The sequence below is a fragment of the Pseudomonas sp. S3_A09 genome (assembly GCF_054668065.1).
The window spans coordinates 4,417,460-4,440,315 of sequence record NZ_CP162752.1 but is presented as its reverse complement, the minus strand read 5'-3'; the positions used below and the strand labels follow the sequence as shown (position 1 = coordinate 4,440,315).

Annotated in this window: 19 protein-coding genes and 1 pseudogene; 9 read left to right on the top strand and 11 right to left on the bottom strand. The window is 60.4% G+C overall.

Annotated elements, in window-relative coordinates:
- Positions 1 to 3 precede the first annotated feature (3 nt).
- The gene (locus tag AB4N92_RS20675) at positions 4 to 3,639 is read left to right on the top strand and encodes a transporter substrate-binding domain-containing protein (RefSeq protein WP_236267181.1); all 3,636 of its coding nucleotides are present in this window, start codon (positions 4 to 6) and stop codon (positions 3,637 to 3,639) included.
- A 38-nt stretch (positions 3,640 to 3,677) separates the two neighbouring features.
- Here AB4N92_RS20675 and AB4N92_RS20670 read toward each other — a convergent pair whose 3' ends face one another.
- Together AB4N92_RS20670 and AB4N92_RS20665 are read right to left on the bottom strand one after the other, a co-directional pair.
- The gene (locus AB4N92_RS20670) at positions 3,678 to 4,160 is read right to left on the bottom strand and encodes a GAF domain-containing protein (RefSeq protein WP_010211827.1); all 483 of its coding nucleotides are present in this window, start codon (positions 4,158 to 4,160) and stop codon (positions 3,678 to 3,680) included.
- A complete protein-coding gene (locus tag AB4N92_RS20665) occupies positions 4,157 to 5,047 on the bottom strand; it encodes an ATP-binding protein (protein WP_154846901.1) in 891 nt (296 codons plus the stop codon). The genes AB4N92_RS20670 and AB4N92_RS20665 overlap by 4 nt, the downstream gene beginning before the upstream one ends.
- 164 nt (positions 5,048 to 5,211) lie before the next feature.
- On the opposite strand from AB4N92_RS20665, the gene AB4N92_RS20660 reads away from it, so the two are divergent.
- Complete coding sequence (locus AB4N92_RS20660; RefSeq protein ID WP_029529199.1) at positions 5,212 to 7,521, top strand: hybrid sensor histidine kinase/response regulator; 2,310 nt, start codon at positions 5,212 to 5,214, stop codon at positions 7,519 to 7,521.
- Here the strand turns inward: AB4N92_RS20660 and AB4N92_RS20655 are convergent.
- The 3 genes from AB4N92_RS20655 to msrB form a co-directional block, all read right to left on the bottom strand.
- Entirely contained in the window at positions 7,475 to 7,954 is a 480-nt protein-coding gene (locus tag AB4N92_RS20655) for a MarR family winged helix-turn-helix transcriptional regulator (RefSeq protein ID WP_236267180.1), read from the bottom strand. The two genes, AB4N92_RS20660 and AB4N92_RS20655, sit on opposite strands and share 47 nt — an antisense overlap.
- Complete coding sequence (locus AB4N92_RS20650) at positions 7,951 to 8,436, bottom strand: glutathione peroxidase (protein ID WP_010211834.1); 486 nt, start codon at positions 8,434 to 8,436, stop codon at positions 7,951 to 7,953. The genes AB4N92_RS20655 and AB4N92_RS20650 overlap by 4 nt, the downstream gene beginning before the upstream one ends.
- 148 nt (positions 8,437 to 8,584) lie before the next feature.
- Positions 8,585 to 8,977: a peptide-methionine (R)-S-oxide reductase MsrB gene (msrB, locus tag AB4N92_RS20645; RefSeq protein ID WP_010211836.1), complete on the bottom strand. Its 393-nt coding sequence runs from the start codon at positions 8,975 to 8,977 to the stop codon at positions 8,585 to 8,587.
- Positions 8,978 to 9,179: 202 nt separating this feature from the next.
- On the opposite strand from msrB, the gene AB4N92_RS20640 reads away from it, so the two are divergent.
- Positions 9,180 to 10,391 carry a pyridoxal phosphate-dependent aminotransferase gene (locus AB4N92_RS20640; protein ID WP_236267179.1) on the top strand — a complete coding sequence of 404 codons (1,212 nt, stop codon included), beginning with the start codon at positions 9,180 to 9,182 and terminating at the stop codon, positions 10,389 to 10,391.
- Positions 10,392 to 10,695: 304 nt separating this feature from the next.
- A complete protein-coding gene (htpX, locus tag AB4N92_RS20635; protein WP_010211838.1) occupies positions 10,696 to 11,583 on the top strand; it encodes a protease HtpX in 888 nt (295 codons plus the stop codon).
- Positions 11,584 to 11,639: 56 nt separating this feature from the next.
- On the opposite strand, the gene AB4N92_RS20630 is transcribed toward htpX, so the two are convergent.
- On the bottom strand, positions 11,640 to 12,296 hold the full coding sequence (locus tag AB4N92_RS20630; RefSeq protein ID WP_010211839.1) for a thiopurine S-methyltransferase: 657 nt from the start codon (positions 12,294 to 12,296) through the stop codon (positions 11,640 to 11,642).
- 103 nt (positions 12,297 to 12,399) lie between these two features.
- Here AB4N92_RS20630 and AB4N92_RS20625 point away from each other — a divergent pair, with 103 nt between their 5' ends.
- On the top strand, positions 12,400 to 13,167 hold the full coding sequence (locus AB4N92_RS20625; RefSeq protein ID WP_010211840.1) for a DODA-type extradiol aromatic ring-opening family dioxygenase: 768 nt from the start codon (positions 12,400 to 12,402) through the stop codon (positions 13,165 to 13,167).
- A gap of 95 nt (positions 13,168 to 13,262) precedes the next feature.
- On the opposite strand, the gene AB4N92_RS20620 is transcribed toward AB4N92_RS20625, so the two are convergent.
- Entirely contained in the window at positions 13,263 to 14,936 is a 1,674-nt protein-coding gene (locus AB4N92_RS20620; protein ID WP_010211841.1) for a DEAD/DEAH box helicase, read from the bottom strand.
- 422 nt (positions 14,937 to 15,358) lie between these two features.
- Here AB4N92_RS20620 and AB4N92_RS20615 point away from each other — a divergent pair, with 422 nt between their 5' ends.
- Entirely contained in the window at positions 15,359 to 16,150 is a 792-nt protein-coding gene (locus tag AB4N92_RS20615) for a crotonase/enoyl-CoA hydratase family protein (RefSeq protein ID WP_021492240.1), read from the top strand.
- Between the two features lie 118 nt (positions 16,151 to 16,268).
- On the opposite strand, the gene AB4N92_RS20610 is transcribed toward AB4N92_RS20615, so the two are convergent.
- Entirely contained in the window at positions 16,269 to 17,024 is a 756-nt protein-coding gene (locus AB4N92_RS20610) for a spermidine synthase (RefSeq protein WP_010211844.1), read from the bottom strand.
- 123 nt (positions 17,025 to 17,147) lie between these two features.
- On the opposite strand from AB4N92_RS20610, the gene AB4N92_RS20605 reads away from it, so the two are divergent.
- Positions 17,148 to 18,494, top strand: a complete 1,347-nt coding sequence (locus AB4N92_RS20605) for a class II 3-deoxy-7-phosphoheptulonate synthase (RefSeq protein ID WP_010211845.1) — start codon at positions 17,148 to 17,150, stop codon at positions 18,492 to 18,494.
- 114 nt (positions 18,495 to 18,608) lie between these two features.
- On the opposite strand, the gene AB4N92_RS20600 is transcribed toward AB4N92_RS20605, so the two are convergent.
- Together AB4N92_RS20600 and AB4N92_RS20595 are read right to left on the bottom strand one after the other, a co-directional pair.
- The gene (locus tag AB4N92_RS20600) at positions 18,609 to 19,835 is read right to left on the bottom strand and encodes a winged helix-turn-helix domain-containing protein (protein WP_044286863.1); all 1,227 of its coding nucleotides are present in this window, start codon (positions 19,833 to 19,835) and stop codon (positions 18,609 to 18,611) included.
- Positions 19,836 to 19,880: 45 nt separating this feature from the next.
- A complete protein-coding gene (locus AB4N92_RS20595; protein WP_010211847.1) occupies positions 19,881 to 20,087 on the bottom strand; it encodes a DUF1127 domain-containing protein in 207 nt (68 codons plus the stop codon).
- A gap of 70 nt (positions 20,088 to 20,157) precedes the next feature.
- On the opposite strand from AB4N92_RS20595, the pseudogene AB4N92_RS20590 reads away from it, so the two are divergent.
- Positions 20,158 to 21,038: pseudogene (locus AB4N92_RS20590) on the top strand (LysR family transcriptional regulator).
- On the opposite strand, the gene AB4N92_RS20585 reads toward AB4N92_RS20590, so the two are convergent.
- Complete coding sequence (locus tag AB4N92_RS20585) at positions 21,028 to 21,777, bottom strand: sulfite exporter TauE/SafE family protein (RefSeq protein WP_010211849.1); 750 nt, start codon at positions 21,775 to 21,777, stop codon at positions 21,028 to 21,030. The pseudogene AB4N92_RS20590 and the gene AB4N92_RS20585 overlap by 11 nt on opposite strands.
- 109 nt (positions 21,778 to 21,886) lie before the next feature.
- On the opposite strand from AB4N92_RS20585, the gene AB4N92_RS20580 reads away from it, so the two are divergent.
- Positions 21,887 to 22,837, top strand: coding sequence for a LysR family transcriptional regulator (locus AB4N92_RS20580; RefSeq protein ID WP_021492244.1), 951 nt, complete (start codon positions 21,887 to 21,889; stop codon positions 22,835 to 22,837).
- Positions 22,838 to 22,856 lie beyond the last annotated feature (19 nt).

Below are 22,856 nucleotides of genomic sequence, written 5' to 3'. Positions count from 1 at the left end.
CGGATGCCGAAGTGTATAAAGGACTATCTCATTATTTTGAGCGCAGGCGTGTGCCTGAGCACCACTGTGCTCGCCGCTGCAACACAACCGGAGCACTATAATTTACTGAGCCGCGCAGGGAACGTCCAACTGGACACGCCAATGGACGCCACTCAACGCCGGTGGCTGCAGAACAAACGTGAGCTGATCCTGGGTACGGCAGCCCCCGACTACCCGCCGTTCGATATCACGTCGAGCGGGTACGACTACGAAGGCATCACCGCCGATTACGCCGGGGTGTTGGCCAAGGCACTGGCGTTACCCGTCAGGGTGCAGCGCTACCCGACCCGGGAGGCGTCCATCCAGGCACTGGAGTCAGGTGAAATCGACCTGCTGGGTTCTTCCAACGGTTTTGAAGCCACCCATCCATTGCTCACCCTTTCGGCACCGTATGCCGTGGACCAGCCTGTTCTGGTAACACGCGAAGGAGAAACCCGCAGCCTCAGCGATGGCCTGGCCGGTCTTCGCTTGAGCCTGGTCTACCACTACCTGCCCCTGGAGGAGGTACAAAAGCTGTATCCAAAGGCCATTATTCGTGCCTATCCCTCCTATCAGAATGCGTTGAATGCCGTCGCATTCGACCAGGCCGATGTGTTTCTTGGCGATACCATTTCCACTCATTACATGATCAACAAGGGTTACCTGAAAAATATCCATATGGCCAACTTCGGCAAGCACGAAGCCTACGGATTTAGTTTTGCCCTGCGCCAGGACCAGCCCATCCTTTTGAATATCGTAAACGCCGTGCTGGCAGCACTGCCCACCCATGAACGGGAAAACATCGCCAAACGCTGGAGCGCCGGCAGCGACATTCTGCTGACCGATCAGAAGCTGCAACTGACCCAACGCGAAGAGCGTTGGCTCAAGGCACACCCCGTGGTCACGGTCATCGCCAACGAAACCTTTGCGCCGCTGACGTTCTTTGATGCCGACGGCAATTTCCGCGGCATTACAGCCGACCTCCTGGAACTGATACGCCTGCGTACCGGGCTACGCTTCGAGATTCAACGCGGGCGTGACATCAACGCGATGATCGAACAAATCGACACCGGCAAAGTCGATATCATCGGCGCCATTGTGCCCAGCAGTGAGCGAGAGACGCAGTTGAATTTCAGCCGTCCCTACCTGGAAAACTCCTACGTACTGCTGACGCGCAAAGAGCCTGACGCCCCGTTGAACCTGGAACAAATGGCCGGCAAACGTCTGGCGATCACCCAGGGTAACCCGCTCGAAGTCACTCTTCGCAAGGACTTCCCACATATCCAACTGGTGGAAACCAGTGACACCTTCAAGGCTGCGGAATTACTCGCGCAAGGCCACGTTGAGGGTGCGGTGAACTCACTGGTGGTCGCCAACTACTTGCTGTCTTCACACGTCTTCCAGGACAGATTACAGATCGGCACCAGCATCGGCACCCTGCCAGCCCTTTTCGCGCTGGCCACCTCACGCGACGCCACGGAATTGAGCTCGATCCTGGACAAGGCGCTGCTCAGTATCGCTCCGGATGAGCTCGGTGTGATCAACAGCCGCTGGCGAGGCTACACCGCCGCCTCCGACAGCTACTGGCGCGATTACCACGACTTGATTGCCCAGATCATCATCGGCACCGGGCTGCTGCTATTGATCTCGTTGGCCTGGAACGCCTACATGCGCCGCCAGATAAAACATCGCAGGATGGCCGAGCGCGCCCTCAACGATCAGTTCGAATTCATGCGCGCGCTGGTCAATGAAACGCCTCATCCGATTTACGTACGCGACCGCAACGGCCTGTTGCAGACCTGTAACGACAGCTACCTGCAGGTATTCGACGTCAAGCGTGAGGACGTCATCGGAAAAAGTGCCCTTCAGATCAGTACGGCACTGGAAACAGAAGCGTCGCAATACCACGCTGACTATCAGCGTGTGGTCGCGCAAGGCAACCCGCTGATCGTGGATCGCCCCCTGCATATTCGCGGAAAAAAACTGACGATCTATCACTGGATCCTCCCCTATCGCGACTCGACCGGCAAAGTCCAGGGCATCATCGGAGGCTGGATCGACATCAGCGAACGGCGCCAACTGTTCGATGAGCTGCGCGCGGCCAAGGAGCGTGCCGATGAGGCCAACCGCGCCAAAAGTACCTTCCTTGCGACCATGAGCCACGAAATACGCACACCGATGAACGCCGTCATCGGCATGCTGGAACTGACCCTCAAGCGAGCAGATCAGGGCCATCTGGATCGCCCGGCCATCGAGGTTGCCTACCACTCGGCCAAGGACCTGCTGGAGCTGATCGGCGATATCCTCGACATCGCGCGCATCGAGTCAGGCCGACTGAGCCTGTCCCCCGAGCGGGTAAACCTGAAGGACGTGATTGAGTCGGTGGTCCGCGTGTTCGACGGCCTGGCGCGCCAGAAGACGCTCAGTTTGCTGCTGGAGTTCAAACCTGGGCTTGACGACACCGACGTCCTGATCGACCCGCTGCGCTTCAAACAAGTGCTGTCGAACCTGGTGAGCAATGCCATCAAATTCACCGAGCGCGGTGAGGTGAAGGTCAAGGTGGAGGTGCACGCTACCGACCTGCCGCAGCAAGTCGAAATGAAGCTGGTGGTCGAGGACACGGGTATAGGCATCAGCCGAGAAGACCAATTGCGCTTGTTCGAACCCTTCTCCCAGGCCGACAACTCGGGGCACCTGGCCCGCAGCGGGGCGGGCCTGGGGTTGGTGATCTGCCGCAGCCTGTGCGCAATGATGGGCGGGCAATTGAGCCTGAGCAGCGTTCCCATGGTGGGCACGCAGGTGTACGTAAGTCTTAAGATGCACAGCCTGCAGCCCGTGCATGCGGTGGAAGAACCCAAGCCGGCAACCCCCACGCCTGCGCCGGTGCTCAATGTGCTGGTGGTAGATGATCACCCCGCGAACCGCTTGCTGATGTGCCAGCAACTGGGTTACCTCGGCCACCAGTTCACGGCTGCCCAGCATGGCGCGGCCGGCTTCCAGGCTTGGCGCCAGGAACACTTCGACCTGGTCATCGCCGACTGCAACATGCCCATCATGAACGGTTATGAGTTAAGCCGGTCCATCCGTGAATACGAACAACGCGAGCAGTTGCCCCCTTGCGTCATACTGGGTTTCACGGCCAATGCCCAACCGGAAGAGAAGCGGCGCTGCGCTGAAGCGGGAATGAACGACTGCCTGTTCAAACCCATCAGCCTCACGATACTGGAGCGACAGCTGGCGCAGATCGGTCCACACCCCACCAGTACACTGCTGGATCTGAGCAGCTTGGACGCGTTGACGGGAGGCGACCCGCAACTGAGCCGGCGCCTGCTGGAGGAGTTGTTGAGCAGCAGCGCGCATGACCGCCAAGAAATAATTGCGCTAGTGGCTCGACAAGCCCCACTCCAAGACATCATCGAACAGGCGCACAAGATCAAGGGCGCCGCGCGCATTGTGCAAGCCAGCGTACTGGCCGCTCAGTGCGAAGCGCTGGAACAGGGGTGTGCCCGAGGTGATGAACTGCCACTGATCGAAACCGGCATCAAGACTCTGGAAAAATGCATGCTTGAACTGGAAAGGCAGCTGCGAATGCAACTGGACAGTTTAACGACAGAGCAATAGGCGGGAGCGAGCCTCCCGGCTCGCCTCCGATGGAACCGTCAGCAGTCGGTCAATTTCAGGAAAATCGCCGCCAGTTGTTCAATACCCGCCTGGTCCTCAAGGGTAAAACGCGACAGCGATGGGCTGTCGAGGTCAAGGACGCCAATCAGCTTGCCGTCCTTGACCAGAGGCACCACCAGTTCGCTGTTCGAGGCGCTGTCACAGGCAATATGCCCGGGAAACTCGTGCACGTCCTCCACCCGCTGGGTTTGGCGCGTTGCCGCTGCCGCGCCGCACACGCCACGGCCGAATGGAATGCGCACACAGGCGATCTGGCCCTGGAACGGGCCCAGCACCAGTTCTTCGTTACGGTTGAGGTAGAAACCGGCCCAGTTCAAGTCGTCCAGCTGGTTGAACAGGAACGCAGAGAACTGCGCGCTATTGGCGATGAAATCCCGCTCATCGGCCAGCAGCGACTCCAACTGCGCGCACAGCATGGCATAGCCATTCAGGCCGGTACCGGCGCTTTGTAGGTCGATCATGGTTGACGCTCCAGCAATTTGAGGCCCACCCAGTAACGGGCGAACTGGTAAGCGCAGCGGCCGTTGCGGTTGCCACGGCCGGTTGCCCAGCGTACGGCGAGGATGTCGAGGGCTTCATCGCGCTGCCACTGCAAACCGGCCTTGCTCGCCAGCTCGCCGATCCAGTGCTCCACCACATCCAGGAAATGCTCCTGGGTAAACGGATAGAACGACAGCCACAAACCAAACCGATCGGACAAGGCAATCTTGTCCTCTACCGCTTCGCTTGGGTGCAACTCACCATCCACGCGTTTCCAGTTGTCATTGTCGCTCTGGTTTTCCGGCACCAGGTGGCGGCGGTTGGAGGTGGCATACAGCAGTACGTTTTCCGGGGCCTGTTCGAGTGAGCCGTCCAGTACGCTTTTCAGTACGCGGTAATCGCCTTCACCGGCCTCGAATGACAGGTCATCGCAGAACAGGATAAACCGCTGCGGCAGCTTGACCAGTTGCTCGACCACACGCGGCAGGTCGGCCAAATGGTCGCGCTCGATTTCGATCAGGCGCAAACCGGCCTTGGCATGCTGGGCGAGCAAGGCACGCACCATGGACGATTTGCCAGTGCCACGCGAACCCCACAGCAAGGCGTGGTTGGCGGGCACGCCGTCGATGAATTGCTGAGTGTTGCGTGCCAGTGTTTCACGTTGCTTGTCCACACCGATCAGGTCGGACAGGCGCATCTCCAGGCTCACGTCCAGCGGCAACAAGAAACCACTGCGGCCCTCACGCTGCCAGCGGGCAGCCAGGCACTGGTTCCAATCAATGGTTTGGCGCGGCGCGGGCAACAAGGGTTCCAGGCGGGCTAGCACTGCGTCGGCCCGTTCAAGAAAGGCATCCAATCGAGAGTCCACGATTATTCCTCTGGCAAGTTCTTGCAAAAGATGGCGTATTGGCAACCCTGCGGCAGACCGCACGAGGCTGCGTAAAAAAACGATTCATGCCAGGTAAGCCAGAGCCTGTGGATGTTCAGCTATGCTTGCCGGGCGAAGGGAAACGTGAAGTGGTTCAACACTCGATGGATATCAAGTTCGCCCACCGCTTGTCTTATAAACAAGCCAGATTGACTGTGCTGGTCGGTTTCGTCTTGGGAACCTTGCTCAGCCTGATCCAAATCGGCATTGATTATGCCAGCGAAGACGCATCCATCAACCGCGAAATTCGCTCGCTGATCGAAATCAGCCATAACCCCGCCTCACGCATCGCCTATAACATCGACGCCGAACTGGCCCAGGAACTGACCCTGGGCCTGCTGCACTCCCCCGCCATCATTCATGCCCAGTTGATCGACAACAACGGTGTGGTGTTGGCCGATGTCGACCGCCCACGCAAAGAAAGCTCCTACCGACCGGTCAGCGACTTCCTGTTCGGTGCCAACCGCCAGTTTGAAGACCGATTGTTCCTCAGCCATATGCCCAACGAGTCCCTCGGCGTGCTACGCCTGGACGTGGACACCTATGCCTTTGGTAGCCGCTTCCTGCGCCGCGCGGAGGTCACCCTCCTCAACGGCTTCGTCCGCAGCCTGTTACTGACCGGCATCTTGCTGGGTTTGTTCTACGTGATGTTGACCCAGCCCCTGGTACGTATCATCCGCGAATTGAGCAACCGCAAACAGGCACGCCTGGATTGCCCACCGGGCCATGAGCACGACGAAATCGGCGTGCTGGTGAACGTTGCCAATCAGCAGTTTGAAAACATGGAGACGGAGATCCAGCAACGTCGTCACGCTGAAGATCGGCTCACCGAATACCTCGGGCAACTGGAAGACATCGTCTCTGCCCGTACCCTGGAGCTCAAAGCCAGCAACCAGCGGCTGAGCCAGTCCAACGATGAACTGGAAGCGGCGAAGATGCATGCATTGGGCATGGCCCAGGCACGGGCGGCGTTCCTGGCCAACATGAGCCACGAAATCCGCACACCGCTCAACGGCCTGCTGGGGATGATCGCGCTGTCACTCGACAGCCCACTCAACGCCGAACAGCGCCAGCAACTGTCTATAGCCCATGACTCGGGCAAGGTGCTGGTGGAGTTGCTCAACGATATCCTCGACCTGTCCAAGTTCGACGCTGGCCAGTTGGAGTTGGAGCGCATCCCGTTCGACCTGGGTTCGCTGGTGGAAGACACCGCCAACCTGTTGTCGCAGAACGCCGCGCCGAGCGTCGAGCTGACGTGCCTGATCGACCCGCAGTTTCCCGCCCAGGTCCTGGGCGACCCGACCCGTGTACGGCAGATCGTCAGCAACCTGCTGTCCAACGCCTTGAAGTTCACGCGCTTCGGCCGCGTGGATGTTCGCCTCAGCGCGCATGAAGGCCAGGTACGTATCGAGGTCTGCGATACCGGCATCGGTATTGCGCAGGAAGCCCAGGTGAAGATCTTCCAACCCTTCACCCAGGCCGGCGCCGGTATCACTCGCCAGTTCGGCGGCACGGGCCTGGGTCTGGCGCTGACACATAACCTGTGTGAAGCCATGAAGGGCCGGCTGAGCATCAGCTCCGAAGTGGGGTTCGGTAGCCAGTTCTGCGCCGACCTGCCGCTGCCCACCCATCTTCCCGCAATACAACCCGCACCGCTCAAGGGTGAAGTGATCGCCATCACCAGCACCGGCAGCGGCCTGACGGAACTGCTCACCACCCTGCTGCCCCACTGGGGGCTGACACCCCGATGCTACCCGCGTGATGAAGATTTAAGCGGGCAAACCCCCGACCTGCTGATCACCGACTGCCCGGAATGCCTGTTTCGCCTACGCCCCACCATCACGGCACCGATCCTGGTGGTGACCGCCTATGGCAATTTCATGCCCAGTGAAGAAGTCGCCGCACTCGCACCGCTGCAACAACAGGCGCGCCCGCTGAGCCGCAATGCGCTGTATCAGATACTGCAACGTAACTTGCGCAGCGACGCGCAACTGATCCTCGACCCGATCCAGATGGAAACCGCGCCCCTGGTGCACAGGGCACGCATCCTGCTAGTGGAGGACAACCCGGTCAACCAGCTGGTGGCCAAGGGTATGCTCAGCAAACTGGGGTGTGAGGTGATCGTGGCCGCCCACGGTGGCGAGGCACTCAAGTTTCTTGAGGAACAACACTTCGACCTGGTGTTGATGGACTGCAATATGCCGGTGATGGACGGCTACGAAGCCAGCCGGCAGATTCGTCGCAGCGGGCGCTGGCCGGACCTGCCGATTGTCGCGTTGACCGCCAACGCGCTGTCCGAAGAGCGCGAACGTTGCCGGGCCGCGGGCATGAACGACTACCTGGCCAAGCCGTTCCGTCGCGAAGAACTCAGTGGCCTGCTGGAGCTGTGGGTGCCGAAGACGACAAGTCTCTGATCTGCCGAAGCAACTGATCCAGGCCATCGCGCAGGGCGTCGGCCTGGTTCAGGTCGATGCCGCTGTCACACAGCAGCCGGGTCTTGAGCCCATGAGCCTGGTCGCGCAACTGCACACCGGTTTCGCTCAAGCTCAGGTGCACCTCCCGCTCATCCTTGGCGCTGCGCTGGCGCTTGACCAAACCGAGTTGCTCAAGGCGCTTGAGCAGCGGCGTCAGCGTGCCCGAATCCAGCATCAAGCGCTCACCCAACGCCTTGACCGTGGGTTGCGCCGGCGGGGCGGCGTGCCACTCCCACAACACCAGCATCACCAGGTATTGCGGATAAGTCAGGCCCAATTGATCGAGCATCGGCTTGTATGCGCGAGTCACCGCCCTGGACGCGGCGTAGAGCTTGAAACACAGTTGGTTGTCGAGAGCCAGGGAGACGGTCATTTGAGCAGGGCTTCGATCTCTTGGGTCAGGTCCTGCGGCTTAGTGGTCGGCGCAAAGCGTTTGACCACCTGGCCGTCACGGCCGATGAGGAACTTGGTGAAGTTCCACTTGATGCCCTTGGAGCCCAGCAGGCCCGGCGCCTGTTCTTTCAGTTGCACGAACAACGGGTGGGCGTCGCTGCCATTCACGTCGATCTTCTTGAACAGCGGGAAGCTGACGCCGAAATTCAGCTCGCAGAACTCGGAAATTGCGCCTTCGTTACCGGGCTCTTGCTTGCCGAACTGGTTGCAGGGGAAGCCCAACACCACTAATCCCTGGTCCTTGTACTGCTGCCAGAGCTGTTCCAGCCCCTTGTATTGCGGGGTGAAGCCACATTTGCTCGCGGTGTTGACCACGAGGATGGCCTTGCCGGCGAAATCGGCCAAGGTCTTTTGCTCACCCTTGATGGTGGTGCAAGGGATGCTCAGCAGGTTGTTGCTCATGGCAATGCCTCGATCGGGAGAAAAGAACAACAAACATAGTAAGCAATTCAATTGCGTGCAATTTAATTGACGATATTGATGCCGTGATATCAACCCAAACCTGTAGGAGCAAGCGGGCTCGCTCCTACAGGGCGCCGCGCGGTTCAATTCAGCGCGGGACGAGGTTCAGGCACACCGAGTTGATGCAGTAACGCAGGCCAGTCGGCGGCGGACCGTCCGGAAACACGTGCCCCAGGTGAGCATCGCATTTGGCGCAGGTGACTTCGGTGCGGATCATGCCGTGGCTGACGTCACGGATCTCGATCATCGCGCTGTCGGCGATCGGCGCATAGAAGCTCGGCCAGCCGCAGCCGGAGTCGAACTTGGTTTTGGCGTCGAACAACGGCTCGTTGCAGCAAATGCAGTGGTACACACCGTCGGTCTTGGTGCCATTGTACTTGCCGCTGAAGGGTCGCTCGGTGCCCTTGAGACGGCACACGTTGTATTGCTCCGGATCGAGCATCGCCTTCCATTCTTCAACGGTTTTCTGCAACTTTTCCATCGGTACACCTCGGCAACTGAAAAAGCCTGATCTGTGTCTTTTCCATGGATCAGGCGGCACGTATGATTGCGCCTCTTCAAAACGCCAGTCTGGCACCCGCGCTACCGGCATTCAAACGTATTTATGGGTGCGGGCCCCGCAGGATTCGCAGTACGGTAGTGTCCCCACCGTCTGGATCGTTCATTTTCAGGATCACATCGCCATGCAGGTCAGCAAATCGAACAAGCTCGCCAACGTCTGCTACGACATTCGCGGCCCAGTGCTCAAGCACGCCAAACGCCTGGAGGAGGAAGGCCATCGCATCCTCAAGCTGAACATCGGCAACCCGGCGCCTTTTGGTTTCGAAGCGCCGGACGAAATCCTCCAGGACGTGATCCGCAACCTGCCCACCGCCCAGGGCTACAGCGACTCCAAGGGCCTGTTCAGCGCACGCAAGGCGGTGATGCAGTACTACCAACAAAAGCAGGTGGAAGGTGTCGGCATCGAAGACATCTACCTGGGCAACGGCGTGTCCGAGCTGATCGTGATGTCCATGCAGGCCTTGCTCAACAACGGCGACGAAGTGCTGGTGCCGGCGCCCGACTACCCACTGTGGACCGCCGCTGTGACCCTGGCCGGCGGCCATCCGGTGCACTACCTGTGTGACGAAGGCGCAGACTGGTTCCCGGACCTGGCCGACATCAAGGCCAAGATCACCCCGAACACCAAGGCTCTGGTGATCATCAACCCGAACAACCCGACCGGTGCGGTGTACTCCAGGGAAGTCTTGCTGGGCATGCTCGAACTGGCACGCCAGCACAACCTGGTGGTGTTCTCCGACGAGATCTACGACAAGATCCTCTACGATGACGCTGTACACGTGTGCACCGCCTCCCTGGCGCCGGACCTGCTGTGCCTGACCTTCAACGGCCTGTCCAAGTCCTACCGCGTGGCGGGCTTCCGTTCCGGCTGGATCGCGATCTCCGGCCCCAAGCACAACGCCCAGAGCTACATCGAAGGTATCGACATACTGGCCAACATGCGCCTGTGCGCCAACGTACCGAGCCAGCACGCCATCCAGACCGCCCTGGGCGGCTACCAGAGCATCAATGATCTGGTTCTGCCCCAAGGCCGGCTGCTGGAACAGCGCAACCGCACCTGGGAACTGCTCAACGCAATCCCAGGCGTGAGCTGTGTGAAACCCATGGGTGCGCTGTACGCCTTCCCGCGGATCGACCCAAAGGTGTGCCCGATCCTCAACGATGAGAAATTCGTGCTCGACCTGCTGCTGTCGGAAAAGCTGCTGGTGGTGCAAGGCACCGCATTCAACTGGCCGTGGCCGGATCACTTCCGCGTGGTGACGCTGCCGCGTGTGGACGATCTGGAGATAGCCATTGGTCGCATCGGCAACTTCCTCAAGTCCTATCGCCAGTAATGGAAACGGCGCTGTACGACCGACAATCGGTCGTACAGCGAGTATCTGGCAACACTTCTCTGCCTTTCCCACAGACAGGCAGTTCGCGGTCAGCGCAAAAGCCACCTACCCCCCGTAATTACAGGGCTGCGAGGCTACGGAAAACCGATTCAGCCGTCTTTTCCCTATCGGAAATGCCCTTCAAGGCTCTACATTCAAGCTGTAGGACACAGTTTGAAATAGTCGCTCGGTTGAATCACCCCATGCCGCACCTTATATACCCCGCAGTACGCGACATATTAAGCATGAGGAGAATTCTACAACCATGATGCGCATCCTGCTGTTCTTGGCCACTAACCTTGCGGTCGTGCTGATTGCCAGCATCACCTTGAGCCTTTTCGGCTTCAATGGGTTCATGGCGGCCAACGGGGTTGACCTGAACCTCAATCAGCTGCTGATTTTCTGTGCGGTCTTTGGTTTTGCCGGCTCGCTGTTCTCGCTGTTCATCTCCAAGTGGATGGCGAAGATGAGCACCAGCACCCAGGTGATCACCCAACCCCGTACCCGGCACGAGCAATGGTTGCTGCAGACCGTTGAGGAGTTATCCCGCGAAGCCGGTATCAAAATGCCTGAAGTCGGGATCTTCCCGGCTTATGAAGCCAACGCCTTTGCGACCGGCTGGAACAAGAACGACGCACTCGTTGCGGTTAGCCAGGGCATGCTGGAACGCTTCTCGTACGATGAAGTGAAGGCCGTGTTGGCCCACGAGATCGGCCACGTGGCCAACGGTGACATGGTCACCCTGGCGCTGGTACAAGGCGTGGTGAACACCTTCGTGATGTTCTTTGCACGGATCATCGGCAACTTTGTCGACAAGGTGATCTTCAAGAACGAAGGCGGCCGCGGCATTGCCTACTTCGTGGCGACCATCTTCGCCGAGTTGGTACTGGGCTTCCTGGCCAGCGCAATCACTATGTGGTTCTCACGCAAGAGAGAGTTCCGTGCAGATGAAGCCGGTGCCCGCCTGGCCGGTACCGGGGCGATGATCGCAGCGCTGCAACACCTGCGCTCCGAGCAGGGCCTGCCGGTGCACATGCCGGACAGCCTGACCGCCTTCGGCATCAACGGTGGCATCAAGCAGGGCATGGCTCGCCTGTTCATGAGCCACCCGCCGCTGGAAGAGCGTATCGACGCACTGCGTCGCATGGGCTGATAACCCGCATTGCAAAAAAGGGGCGATTGGATCGCCCCTTTTTTTATGGACAAGGTTTACGCCCTGCCCAGCCAATAAACCCGCTCATCAAGCCGCGTGACACCCTCCTGAACAAACTTCCAGCTCTCCCCCAGGACGTCTTGCTCTTGCAGCGTCTTCACGGTCCAGTCCGAGCCGAACAGCACCTTGACTTCATCATCCGTCACAGCAAACGGTGGCCCGGCTTTTTGCGACTGGTCGTAATCAAGGGTGATCAGCAGTCCCTGGCAACCCGAAGGCAGCAGGCGACTCAAATGCTCGGCGTACTGCGCACGCATCAGCGGCGGCAAGGCGATCAGGGCGGCGCGGTCATATAATGCGGTGCAACCGGCCAAGGCTTCGGCGTCCAGAGCGAAGAAGTCGCCGCACCACACTTCGATCAGATCAGTCTGGTACACCGTAAAGGCATCCCGCCGAGTGATACGTGGCACAAGGTTCTGTTCGCTGAAAAACGCCTCCACGGCCTGCTCCGACAGCTCCACCCCCATCACCCGCAGCCCATGACTGGCCAACCACATCAGGTCCAGGCTCTTGCCGCACAAGGGCACCAGCACCCTGGCGCCCTCGACGAGCGCCAGCTGCGACCAATGTCGTTGCAGGTAAGGGTTGACCTCGGGCAGATGAAAGCCGATCTGATTGCGCGCCCAGCGCTCCTGCCAAAACTCAGGTTCCATAGATCCTCCATAAAATTCGATCAAATGGTGCTAAAACTTATATTAGATTTAGATCAATGATCTGACTGAAGATGGGCCCATGTTAACGCTCAGGACCCCACTTATGCTCCCCAGCCTGTTTATCTCCCACGGTTCGCCCATGCTTGCCCTGCAACCCGGTGCCAGCGGCCCGGCCCTGCAGCGTCTTGCTGCCGAGTTGCCACGCCCGAAGGCCATCGTGGTGGTGTCGGCGCACTGGGAAAGCGACGAACTCCTGGTCAGCGGCAGCGCCACGCCTGAAACCTGGCACGACTTCGGCGGATTCCCCCGCGAATTGTTTGCCGTGCAGTACCCGGCGCCGGGCGACCCGCAACTGGCCGGTAGGATTGTCGAGTTGCTGAAGGCCGACGGTCTGAATGCCCGCACCGATGACCGTCGTCCATTCGACCACGGCACTTGGGTGCCGCTGTCGCTGATGTACCCAACGGCCGATATCCCGGTGGTGCAGGTGTCCCTGCCCAGCCGCATGGGCCCTGCCCTGCAGACCCGTGTCGGGCATGCCCTTGCCAGCCTGCGCGAGCACGGCGTACTGCTGATCGGCTCGGGCAGCATCACCCACAACCTGGGCGAGTTGGACTGGCATGCAGGGCCTGAAAGCATCGAGCCATGGGCGCGAGACTTCCGGGACTGGGTGGTCGATAAGCTGGCAGCCGACGATGAAGCCGCCCTGCACGACTATCGGCGCCAGGCGCCGAATGCCGTACGCAGCCATCCCAGTGACGAGCACCTGCTGCCGCTGTACTTCGCACGTGGCGCTGGGGGTGATTTCAGCATCGCGCACCAAGGCTTCACTATGGGCGCGTTGGGCATGGACATCTACCGCTTCGGCTAACGCCCCTTGCCGTCGCCTACAGGCGAATTTCAGCCAAAAAAATCCCCGAACCAGTCGGGGATTTTTTATGTGCGATCAATCAGCCCAGGGGCGGATCAATCTTCGCGGTAGCGACGCAGCTTCAGCTGCTTACCGGCAACGCGAGTGTCTTTCAGCTTGGCCAGCAGTTTTTCCAGACCGTCTTCCGGCAGCTCCACCAGGGAGAAGCTGTCACGAACCTGGATGCGACCGATGGCTTCACGTGCCAGGCCACCCTCATTGAGGATAGCGCCCAGCAGGTTCTTGGCAGCGATACCATCACGCGCGCCCAGCGCGGTACGGCAACGAGCACGGCCTTCAGCCAATGGCACTGGAGCACGACGCTCGCGATCACCACGGTCTGGACGGTCGCCGGAACGCTCTGGACGATCACCGCGCGGCGCGCTGTTCGGCACCAGTGGACGTTCTTTCTCGATAGCTGCCAGGGTCAAGGCTTGACCATTGGTCGCCTTGCGCAGCAGGGCTGCAGCCAGGGCACGCGGGGTGCAACCGATATCGGCGGTCAGGCGGTCCAGCAGGTCGCCGTGGGTCGATTCAGCGTCAGCCACCAGTGGCGACAGGCTGTTGGTCAGTTTCTTGATGCGAGCATCCAGAACGGCTTGGGCATCCGGCAGGCGGACTTCGGCAACTTTCTGACCGGTTACACGCTCGATCACTTGCAGCATGCGGCGCTCGCGCGGAGTCACCAGCAGCAGTGCACGACCTTCGCGACCGGCACGGCCGGTACGGCCGATACGGTGAACGTAGGACTCTGGGTCGTACGGCATGTCAACGTTGAACACGTGGGTGATACGTGGAACGTCGAGGCCACGGGCGGCAACGTCGGTCGCCACAACGATGTCCAGACGGCCATCCTTGAGAGAGTCGATCACGCGCTCACGTTGGTTCTGGGCGATGTCACCGTTCAGCGCAGCGGCTTTATAGCCTTTGGCTTCCAGGGCACTGGCCAGGTCCAGGGTCGCTTGCTTGGTGCGCACGAACATGATCAGGGCGTCGAAGTCTTCGACTTCCAGCAGGCTCAATACAGCCGAGGTCTTCTGGTCAGCGTGAACCAACAGGTGAGCCTGTTCGATCGCGGTAACGGTCTGAGTCTTGGTCTGGATCTTCACGTGCTCTGGATCGCGCAGGTGACGCTCGGCAATGGCACGGATCGACTGCGGCAGGGTGGCCGAGAACAGAACGGTCTGACGGGTCGGTGGCAGCGCCTTGAAGATGACTTCCAGGTCATCCATGAAGCCCAGCTTCAACATTTCGTCAGCTTCGTCCAGAACCAGGTGGTTCACGGTCGACAGGACTTTCTCGTCACGACGCAGGTGGTCGCACAGACGGCCCGGCGTGGCGACAACGATCTGTGCGCCATTACGGATTGCTTTCAGTTGTGGGCCCATAGGCGCGCCGCCGTAAACGGCCACAACGGTTACGCCCGGCATTTGCTTGGCGTAGGTTTCAAAAGCGGTTGCTACTTGCAGCGCCAACTCACGGGTTGGCGCCAGGATCAGGGCTTGCGGTTCGCGCTTGGCAGGATCGATGCAATGCAGGATAGGCAAAGCGAACGCGGCGGTTTTGCCGGTACCGGTTTGCGCCTGGCCGATCATGTCCTTGCCGGCCATGATGATCGGGATCGATTGCTGCTGAATCGCCGAAGGCTCTTCGTAGCCGGTCGCTGCGACGGCTGCAAGAATATTCGGGTTAAGATTAAAAGCGGCGAAGCCGCCGGTTTCCTGGGTCATGGGTCTGCCTCTAAGTGCATCCGCAAAGACCCATGCTCCAAAGCTGCGCATGCCGTGTTGAGACTCAAGAGTCGCCCTGGCTGCTTTGTCGGCGGGGATTTGCGAAAACGAATGAATGAAAAAGATTCGTCAAGGGAGAGTCCGCTGTGCGGACGTGCAGCCGAAGCTGACTTCGGGGAATTGCGCTACCTAAACGCGGCCCGGTTAAAGGCCGGCGCGCACTATACCGGAAATAGCTGAAAAAGGGAGCTTTTTTTATCGCAAAGCACCGACAAACCGCGCTGTGTCACAGCCTTTGCAGATAACACCGGCAAGGTCTATTTTTCAAAGGCCCGGCCCTGCTGGTCATAACACTTAAACGTTTCACCTTACCTGTCGGCCCCTTTGGTCCGAAATCCTTCCCTGCGCCCGAGGGCACACCCATGAATCAAGCCAGTACCAGCCGCGTCAGCCGTGAACTCCAGGGTCATGTCTTGCTTTTAGGCCTGGACCGGGTGGCCAAACGCAACGCGTTCGATCTGGATCTGCTCAATGAGCTGAGCCTGGCGTATGGCGAATTTGATCGAAACACCGACGCGCGGGTCGCCGTGGTGTTCGCCCATGGCGATCACTTCACCGCCGGGCTCGATCTGGCCAATGTCAGCGGGGTGATGGCCGGTGGCTGGCAGCCGCCCTTGGGCGGTTGCGATCCCTGGGGCGTGTTTGCCGGCCCACGCGTGAGCAAACCGGTGATCGTCGCGGCCCAGGGTTACTGCCTGACTATCGGGATAGAGCTGATGCTGGCTGCAGATATCAACCTCTGCGCCAGCAATACGCGCTTTGCGCAGATGGAAGTTCAGCGTGGGATCTTTCCGTTTGGCGGCGCGACGTTGCGCTTTCATCAGATTGCCGGCTGGGGCAACGCCATGCGCTGGCTGTTGACCGGCGACGAGTTCGACGCCCATGACGCCCTGCGCCTGGGCCTGGTGCAGGAAGTGATGGCCAGCGAAGACCTGCTGCCCCGCGCCGTCGAACTGGCCAACCGTATCGCCCGCCAGGCACCTCTGGGCGTACAGGCCACCTTGATGTCGGCACGGCTGGCGCGGGTGGAAGGCGAGACCGTGGCGGCTGCGGCTTTGCCGCCGATGGTGGATAAACTGCTCAACAGCGAGGATGCCAAGGAAGGCGTACGAGCGATGATCGAGAAGCGCCCTGGGGTGTTCAAGGGTATTTGAACGGGCAGTACCGGCCTCTTCGCGGGCAAGCCCGCTCCCACAGGGGAATGCATTTCAACAGGGAAATGCGGTCAAAATGTGGGAGCAGGCTTGCCGGCGATGGCATCGTTACAGGCGACTAGGTTGCGGGACGAATCGCCTTGATCAACGGCTGCAACGAGTATCCCAACCGCGGCGCCAACGCTTCGGCACGCGCCGAAAGCGCACCCAGGTCCAATACCTGATCCAGCTCCGACGGCACCAGCAGAATCACATTGCCCTCCTTCACCGGCAGTTCCCAGTAATGCCGGTGGTACAAGCCACGCAACAACGCCGCCCCCAGGGGTTTGCCATCGTCGGTGGCCCACTGGTTGATCACCAGCCAACCACCGGGATTGAGTTTTTTCTGGCAGTTTTCCAGGAAGGTCCAGGCCAGGTGCCCGACACCGGGGCCGACGTCGGTATAGAGGTCAACAAAGATCAAGTCGGCCGCTTCGGCGCTGTCGAGCAATTGCAGGGCATCGCCAATGCGAATATACAGCCGCGGGTCGTCGTCCAGCCCCAAGTACTCGATGGCCAGGCGCGGCACATCGGGGCGCAGCTCGATGGCTTCCACGTCTTCCAGCGGCAGGAACTTGAGACAGGCCTGGGTCAGCGTGCCGGCGCCCAACCCAAGGAACAGCGCGCTTTCCGGTTGCTCATGGCACAACGCGCCGATCAACATGGCGCGGGTGTAGTCGTACTCCAGCCAGCTGGGGTCGGCGGTAAATACGCAGCTCTGTTCGATGGCATCTCCGAATTCCAGAAACCGGTAATCCGCCACTTCGAGCACACGGATCATGCCGAAATCATCATGGACTTCGGCCAGCAGGCGCTCGACACGCTCCTCGGTCATCACTACTCCTAACGGTTTACCGCACGGCAAAGGCGCGATTGTCGGCCAACCGGCGGCAACAGGTCACGCACTAATTGCTGATAACATTGGCGCCCGATCTCTAATCAGCCAATCGAGTTCATGATGAGCCAACCCTGGAGCCCCGACAGCTGGCGCGCCCTGCCGATCCAGCAACAACCCCAGTACCCGGACGCTGCGCACTTGCTGCAAGTAGAGCAGAACCTGGCCAGCTACCCGCCACTGGTGTTTGCCGGGGAAGCCCGCGAGTTGCGTCGCCAGTTTGCCGAGGTGACCCAGGGCCGCGCATTCCTGCTGCAAGGCGGCGATTGCGCCGAGAGTTTTGCCGAGTTCTCCGCCGCGAAAATCCGCGACACCTTCAAGGTACTGCTGCAGATGGCCATCGTGATGACCTTCGCCGCCGGTTGCCCGGTGGTCAAGGTCGGGCGCATGGCTGGCCAGTTCGCCAAGCCGCGCTCGGCCAACGATGAAACCATCGACGGCATCACCCTGCCCGCTTACCGTGGCGACATCGTCAACGGTATCGGCTTCGACGAAACAAGCCGCGTGCCGGACCCGGACCGCCTGCTGCAGTCCTACCACCAGTCCACCGCCACCCTTAACCTGCTGCGCGCCTTCGCCCAGGGCGGTTTTGCCGACCTGCACCAAGTGCACAAGTGGAACCTGGACTTCATCGCCAACTCCGCGCTGGCCGAGAAATACAGCCAACTGGCCGACCGCATCGATGAGACGCTGGCCTTCATGCGCGCCTGCGGTATGGACAGCTCGCCGCAACTGCGCGAAACCAGTTTCTTCACCGCCCACGAAGCGTTGCTGCTCAACTATGAGCAAGCGTTCGTGCGCCGCGACAGCCTGACCAACGACTACTACGATTGCTCGGCGCACATGCTGTGGATCGGCGACCGCACCCGCCAACTGGATGGCGCCCACGTCGAGTTCCTGCGTGGAGTGAACAATCCGATCGGGGTCAAGGTCGGCCCGAGCATGAACCCGGATGACCTGATCCGCTTGATCGACATCCTCAACCCGGACAACGACCCCGGCCGCCTCAACCTGATCGCACGCATGGGTGCAGGCAAGGTCGGCGACCATCTGCCAGGCCTGATTCGCGCCGTGCAGCGCGAAGGCAAGCAGGTGCTGTGGAGTTCCGACCCGATGCACGGCAACACCATCAAGGCCAGCAGCGGCTACAAGACCCGCGACTTTGCGCAGATCCTGGGCGAGGTGAAGGAGTTCTTCCAGGTGCACCAGGCCGAGGGGACTTATGCCGGCGGGATTCACATCGAGATGACCGGGCAAAACGTCACCGAGTGCATCGGCGGCGCGCGGCCGATCACCGAGGATGGATTGTCGGACCGCTACCACACCCACTGCGACCCACGGATGAATGCCGATCAGTCGCTGGAATTGGCGTTTCTGATTGCCGAGACGCTTAAACAAGTCAAACGCTGAGATTTAAGTCGCCTGCACTGACGCCTTCACGAGCAAGCCCGTTCTCACATTCGACGGCATTCCTACAGGATCTGCGCGGTTACATGTGGGAGCGGGCTTGCTCGCGAAGAGGCCCTAAAGCCCACCCCTATCAAGCATTGCCGCCCTTAACCGGTCGGCACTCGGCCGCTGGCAATTGAGCTGCACCTGTTCCAGTCCCAGCCAACCGGCCATTTGCAACAGGTTCTGCGCGAGTGCCTGCATACCCTCATCATCGAGTCCCGACTCTTCTTCGTGCACCGCATGCACCGCCAGGCGTCCATTGGCGCGTTCGGCGCGCAGGTCGACGCGTGCAGCGATCCGTTCGTTGTACAGAAACGGCAGCACGTAGTAGCCGTACACTCGCTTGTCTTGCGGGGTATAAATCTCCAGGCGGTATCGGAAGTCGAACAGACGCTCGGTGCGGTTGCGCTCCCAGACCAGCGAGTCGAACGGCGACAGCAGAGCGCTGGCCGGCACGTTGCGTGGCACTTTCGGGTCAGGCAGGCAGTAAGCCGGTTGCTTCCAACCTTGTACTTGGCAAACCCGCAGTTGGCCGTCTTCCACCAGTTCGGCGAGGCGAGAGCGGCTGTCGGCAGGGTCGAGACGGAAGTAATCGCGCAGGTCCTTCTCGGTGCCCACGCCCAGCGCCGTAGCGCTGTGCAGCAGCAAACCGCGCTGGGCTTGCGCCTCAGTCACAGAGGTTTGAAGGATATCGCTGGGAATGACCCGCTCTGGCAGATCGTAGAGACGTTCAAAGCCGCGTCGGCCTGCAACAGTCACCAGGCCGGCAGCAAACAGCCATTCCAGCGCGTGTTTCTCATCGCTCCAGTCCCACCAAGGACCGGCACGTTCCGCACGGGTCGACAAACTACCAGCACCCAACGCGCCTTGCTGCTCGACGGTCTGCAAGACCCGCCGGATCGTGGCCTGCTGCTCACGCCCAAAACGCGCCATTTGCGAATAAATTCCCTGCCCCTGCTGCGCCCGCGCCATGCGCCAACGCATCAACGGGTAAAGCGCCAGCGGCAACAGCGAAGCCTCATGCCCCCAGTATTCGAACAACGAACGCCGCCGGCCCTGGCTCCAGGCCGCCTGCTCAAGGAGTAAAGGGGAGTAATGACCCAAACGGGAAAACAGCGGCAGGTAATGCGAGCGCACCACGGCATTCACTGAATCGATCTGCAATACACCCAGACGCTCGATCATCCGGTTGAGATGCGCAGCCTTAATCAGTGCAGGCGCCTGGCGCCCGGAAAAACCCTGGGCCGCCAGCGCCATGCGCCGAGCTTGCTTGAGTGAAAAAGACAGGTCGGCGGGCATGGGAATCTCCGTATGGGCGCGCCCCCCACCCTACTGCATCTGCGATCATTTTCGCAGCGGGTCTTGCCAGAAATGCAGCTGCCGCTCCTGCTCTACGTCGCCGCGATTGAGCCCGATATCCTTGAGTGCATCATCGCTCAAGGTTGCCAGCATCTGGCGTTCCGCATGCACCACCTGCCAACGGGCAATCTTGTGAAACAGCCCGGCAAACGGACGTTTCGCCATCAACACAAAACCTCTTTGACCTTTCATCTTCGCGCCCTCCAGTGGGGATGGCGCAAGTGTGTGCCTGGGCTTATGATCAATCCAACGAATGTTTTTTATGCAATACATCTCAGAGATTGATCAATTGTCCAGCTTTCCGAGCATCGACACAGAAGTGCTGCGCACCTTCGTCGCCATTGCCGACCAGGGAGGTTTCACCCGCGCAGGTGAATTGGTCAACCGCACCCAATCGGCGGTGAGCATGCAGATGAAGCGCCTGGAAGAAGACGTGTTGCAGCGCAAGCTGTTCGAGCGTGATGGTCGGCAGGTGCGACTGACGCCCGAGGGCCAGGTGTTGCTGGGCTATGCACGGCGCATCCTGAAACTGCACAGTGAGGTGTTCAACACCCTGCGTGAGCCGCACATGGTGGGGTTGGTGCGCATCGGCACGCCAGATGATTACGTGATGCGTTTCCTACCGGGAATTCTCAAGCAGTTTTCCAAGGCCTACCCGCTGATTCAGATCGAGATGCACTGCGAATCTTCATCAGTGCTGATGCAGCGGCGGGATTTGGCGTTGACCGTCGTCAGCCGCGAGCCAGGCAATGAAATCGGTGAGCTGTTGCGCACAGAACGCATGGTGTGGGTGGCAGCGCCGTGCTTTTGCACGGACGAGCATGATGCCCTGCCACTGGCGATGTCCGGTGTCGACTGTCTCTATACCCAGTGGGCGCGCTCAGCACTGGAGGCGGCCGGGCGGGATTATCGCCTCGCCTATCACAGCTCCAACGTGGCGGCGATCCAGGCGGTGGTCAACGCCGGCCTGGCGGTGATGGTCAGCATGGAAAGCCTGGTGACTGAAGACCTGCGGGTGCTGGGCAAGGACGAAGGCCTGCCCCCCTGCCCTCGATGAACCTGCACTTGTTGCGCAACCCCCAGATGAATTCGCCCATCACCGACTGCCTGGCGGAATACATCATCGAAGGTTTCAGACCTTAAAGGTCAGCATCACCGCGCACACCACCAGAAAGCCGCAGAACAGGCCGCGCAGTACACGCTCCGGGAGGGCGTGGGCGACTTTCACGCCCCAACTGATACTGAGCAAACCGCCGATGGCCAAGGGGACGCCGATCATCCAGTCCACTTCCTGGTGCCAGGCGTAGGTGACCAGAGTTACACCGGTACTCGGCAGTGCCAGGGCCAGGGACAGGCCTTGGGCAACCACCTGGCTAGTGCCGAACACACTGGTCAGCACCGGCGTGGCAACCACTGCGCCACCCACACCGAATAAACCGCCCATGGAACCGGATGCCGCACCCAGCACCCCGAGCCACGGCCAGGAGTAACGCATCTGCGCCGTCGGCGGTGCGTTGCGGGTGAACATGCGCACCAGGTTGTAGGCCGAGAGCGTCAGCAGGAAGGCAATAAAGCCGATGCGCATGGCGCCCGCATCCAGGCCCACGGCCCAGATCGAACCGAGCCAGGCGAAACTGAAACCCATCACGCCCAACGGCAACGCATGGCGCAGTTCAATGCGGTTGCGCTGGTGGTAGCGCCACAGCGCTAGCATCACATTGGGCACGACCATCACCAGTGCCGTGCCCTGGGCCAGTTGCTGATCCAGGCCGAACAACACGCCCAGCACCGGGATCGCGATCAGCCCGCCGCCAATGCCGAACAGCCCACCCACTGTGCCGAGGGCCGCGCCCAATACCAGGTACATCATTAAATCCAACACAGCTTGTCACTCCGCAATCACAGGCCTTGCATCCTACGCAGTCGACTCTGGCGCGGAAACGCACAGCAACGCACAATGGCTGTGCCAATCTCGCATAAGCATTCGTTTGATGAACCCCAATACTCTGACTGATCAACTGAGCCTGTTTCTCGATGTGTTGGAAACCGGCAGTTTTTCCGCGGCAGCACGCCGTCATCCCTTGACGCCCTCCGCGGTGGCGCGGCGGATCGACAGCCTGGAAAGCTCGGTGGGCAGCCGCCTATTCCAGCGCAGCACCCACGCGGTAGTGCCGACCCCGGCGGGTGTGGCGTTTGCCGAGCGGGCGCGGCGGATCGTCAGCGAGTTGCAATTAGCACGGGCCGAAGCCGTGTCGTTGAGCCATGCGCCGGAGGGTCTGATTCGGGTGGATGCGCCAGCGGCGTTCGGTCGACGGCACCTGGCGCCGGTGATTGCGGACTTCCTGAATGTCTACCCAGGGCTGGATGTGCACCTGCATCTGATCGACAGTTTTGTGGACATGCAGGGCGCGCACCTGGGCAAGGTTGACCTGGTACTGCGCGCCGGGCATATCGTCGACACGCGGTTGATCGCTACCCCACTGGCGAGCATCGTGCGCGTCGCCTGTGCCAGCCCGGCCTATCTGAAGAGCCGAGGCATGCCGAACCACCCTCAGGAGCTGAGCGAACACGACGGGCTGGACTGGGATGGCCTGGCGCCAACATTCGCCTGGCGATTCGAGCTGGATGGGCGCCGTGCTACCTATCGCCCACGTCGCATCCGCATGAGTGCAAATAACGCCGAAGCCTTGCTGTCCGGTGCCCTGGCCGGACTGGGCATTGCCCACCTGCCCACCTGGCTGGCCAGTGAATACCTGGTGCGCGGCGAACTGCTGCCATTGTTTTGCGAAAATGGCCTGCCCAGCCCCGAAACCACCGGGATCTATGCACTACGCCTGGAACAGCAACCCAACGCACGCAGCCGCTTGTTGCTGGAATACCTCAAAACCCGCTTCAGCCCCGTGCCGCCGTGGGACCTGGCATTGCAAAGTGGCTTGGTCTGACCGCTCGGACAGAATTATC

What these genes read in the sequence shown, in the direction of transcription:
- AB4N92_RS20675 (WP_236267181.1), top strand. Translation starts at nt 4, where the DNA reads ATGCCGAAGTGTATAAAGGACTATCTCATTATTTTGAGCGCAGGCGTG.
- AB4N92_RS20670 (WP_010211827.1), bottom strand. Translation starts at nt 4,160, where the DNA reads ATGATCGACCTACAAAGCGCCGGTACCGGCCTGAATGGCTATGCCATG.
- AB4N92_RS20660 (WP_029529199.1), top strand. Translation starts at nt 5,212, where the DNA reads ATGGATATCAAGTTCGCCCACCGCTTGTCTTATAAACAAGCCAGATTG.
- AB4N92_RS20655 (WP_236267180.1), bottom strand. Translation starts at nt 7,954, where the DNA reads ATGACCGTCTCCCTGGCTCTCGACAACCAACTGTGTTTCAAGCTCTAC.
- AB4N92_RS20650 (WP_010211834.1), bottom strand. Translation starts at nt 8,436, where the DNA reads ATGAGCAACAACCTGCTGAGCATCCCTTGCACCACCATCAAGGGTGAG.
- msrB (WP_010211836.1), bottom strand. Translation starts at nt 8,977, where the DNA reads ATGGAAAAGTTGCAGAAAACCGTTGAAGAATGGAAGGCGATGCTCGAT.
- AB4N92_RS20640 (WP_236267179.1), top strand. Translation starts at nt 9,180, where the DNA reads ATGCAGGTCAGCAAATCGAACAAGCTCGCCAACGTCTGCTACGACATT.
- htpX (WP_010211838.1), top strand. Translation starts at nt 10,696, where the DNA reads ATGATGCGCATCCTGCTGTTCTTGGCCACTAACCTTGCGGTCGTGCTG.
- AB4N92_RS20630 (WP_010211839.1), bottom strand. Translation starts at nt 12,296, where the DNA reads ATGGAACCTGAGTTTTGGCAGGAGCGCTGGGCGCGCAATCAGATCGGC.
- AB4N92_RS20625 (WP_010211840.1), top strand. Translation starts at nt 12,400, where the DNA reads ATGCTCCCCAGCCTGTTTATCTCCCACGGTTCGCCCATGCTTGCCCTG.
- AB4N92_RS20620 (WP_010211841.1), bottom strand. Translation starts at nt 14,936, where the DNA reads ATGACCCAGGAAACCGGCGGCTTCGCCGCTTTTAATCTTAACCCGAAT.
- AB4N92_RS20615 (WP_021492240.1), top strand. Translation starts at nt 15,359, where the DNA reads ATGAATCAAGCCAGTACCAGCCGCGTCAGCCGTGAACTCCAGGGTCAT.
- AB4N92_RS20610 (WP_010211844.1), bottom strand. Translation starts at nt 17,024, where the DNA reads ATGACCGAGGAGCGTGTCGAGCGCCTGCTGGCCGAAGTCCATGATGAT.
- AB4N92_RS20605 (WP_010211845.1), top strand. Translation starts at nt 17,148, where the DNA reads ATGAGCCAACCCTGGAGCCCCGACAGCTGGCGCGCCCTGCCGATCCAG.
- AB4N92_RS20600 (WP_044286863.1), bottom strand. Translation starts at nt 19,835, where the DNA reads ATGCCCGCCGACCTGTCTTTTTCACTCAAGCAAGCTCGGCGCATGGCG.
- AB4N92_RS20595 (WP_010211847.1), bottom strand. Translation starts at nt 20,087, where the DNA reads ATGAAAGGTCAAAGAGGTTTTGTGTTGATGGCGAAACGTCCGTTTGCC.
- AB4N92_RS20580 (WP_021492244.1), top strand. Translation starts at nt 21,887, where the DNA reads ATGAACCCCAATACTCTGACTGATCAACTGAGCCTGTTTCTCGATGTG.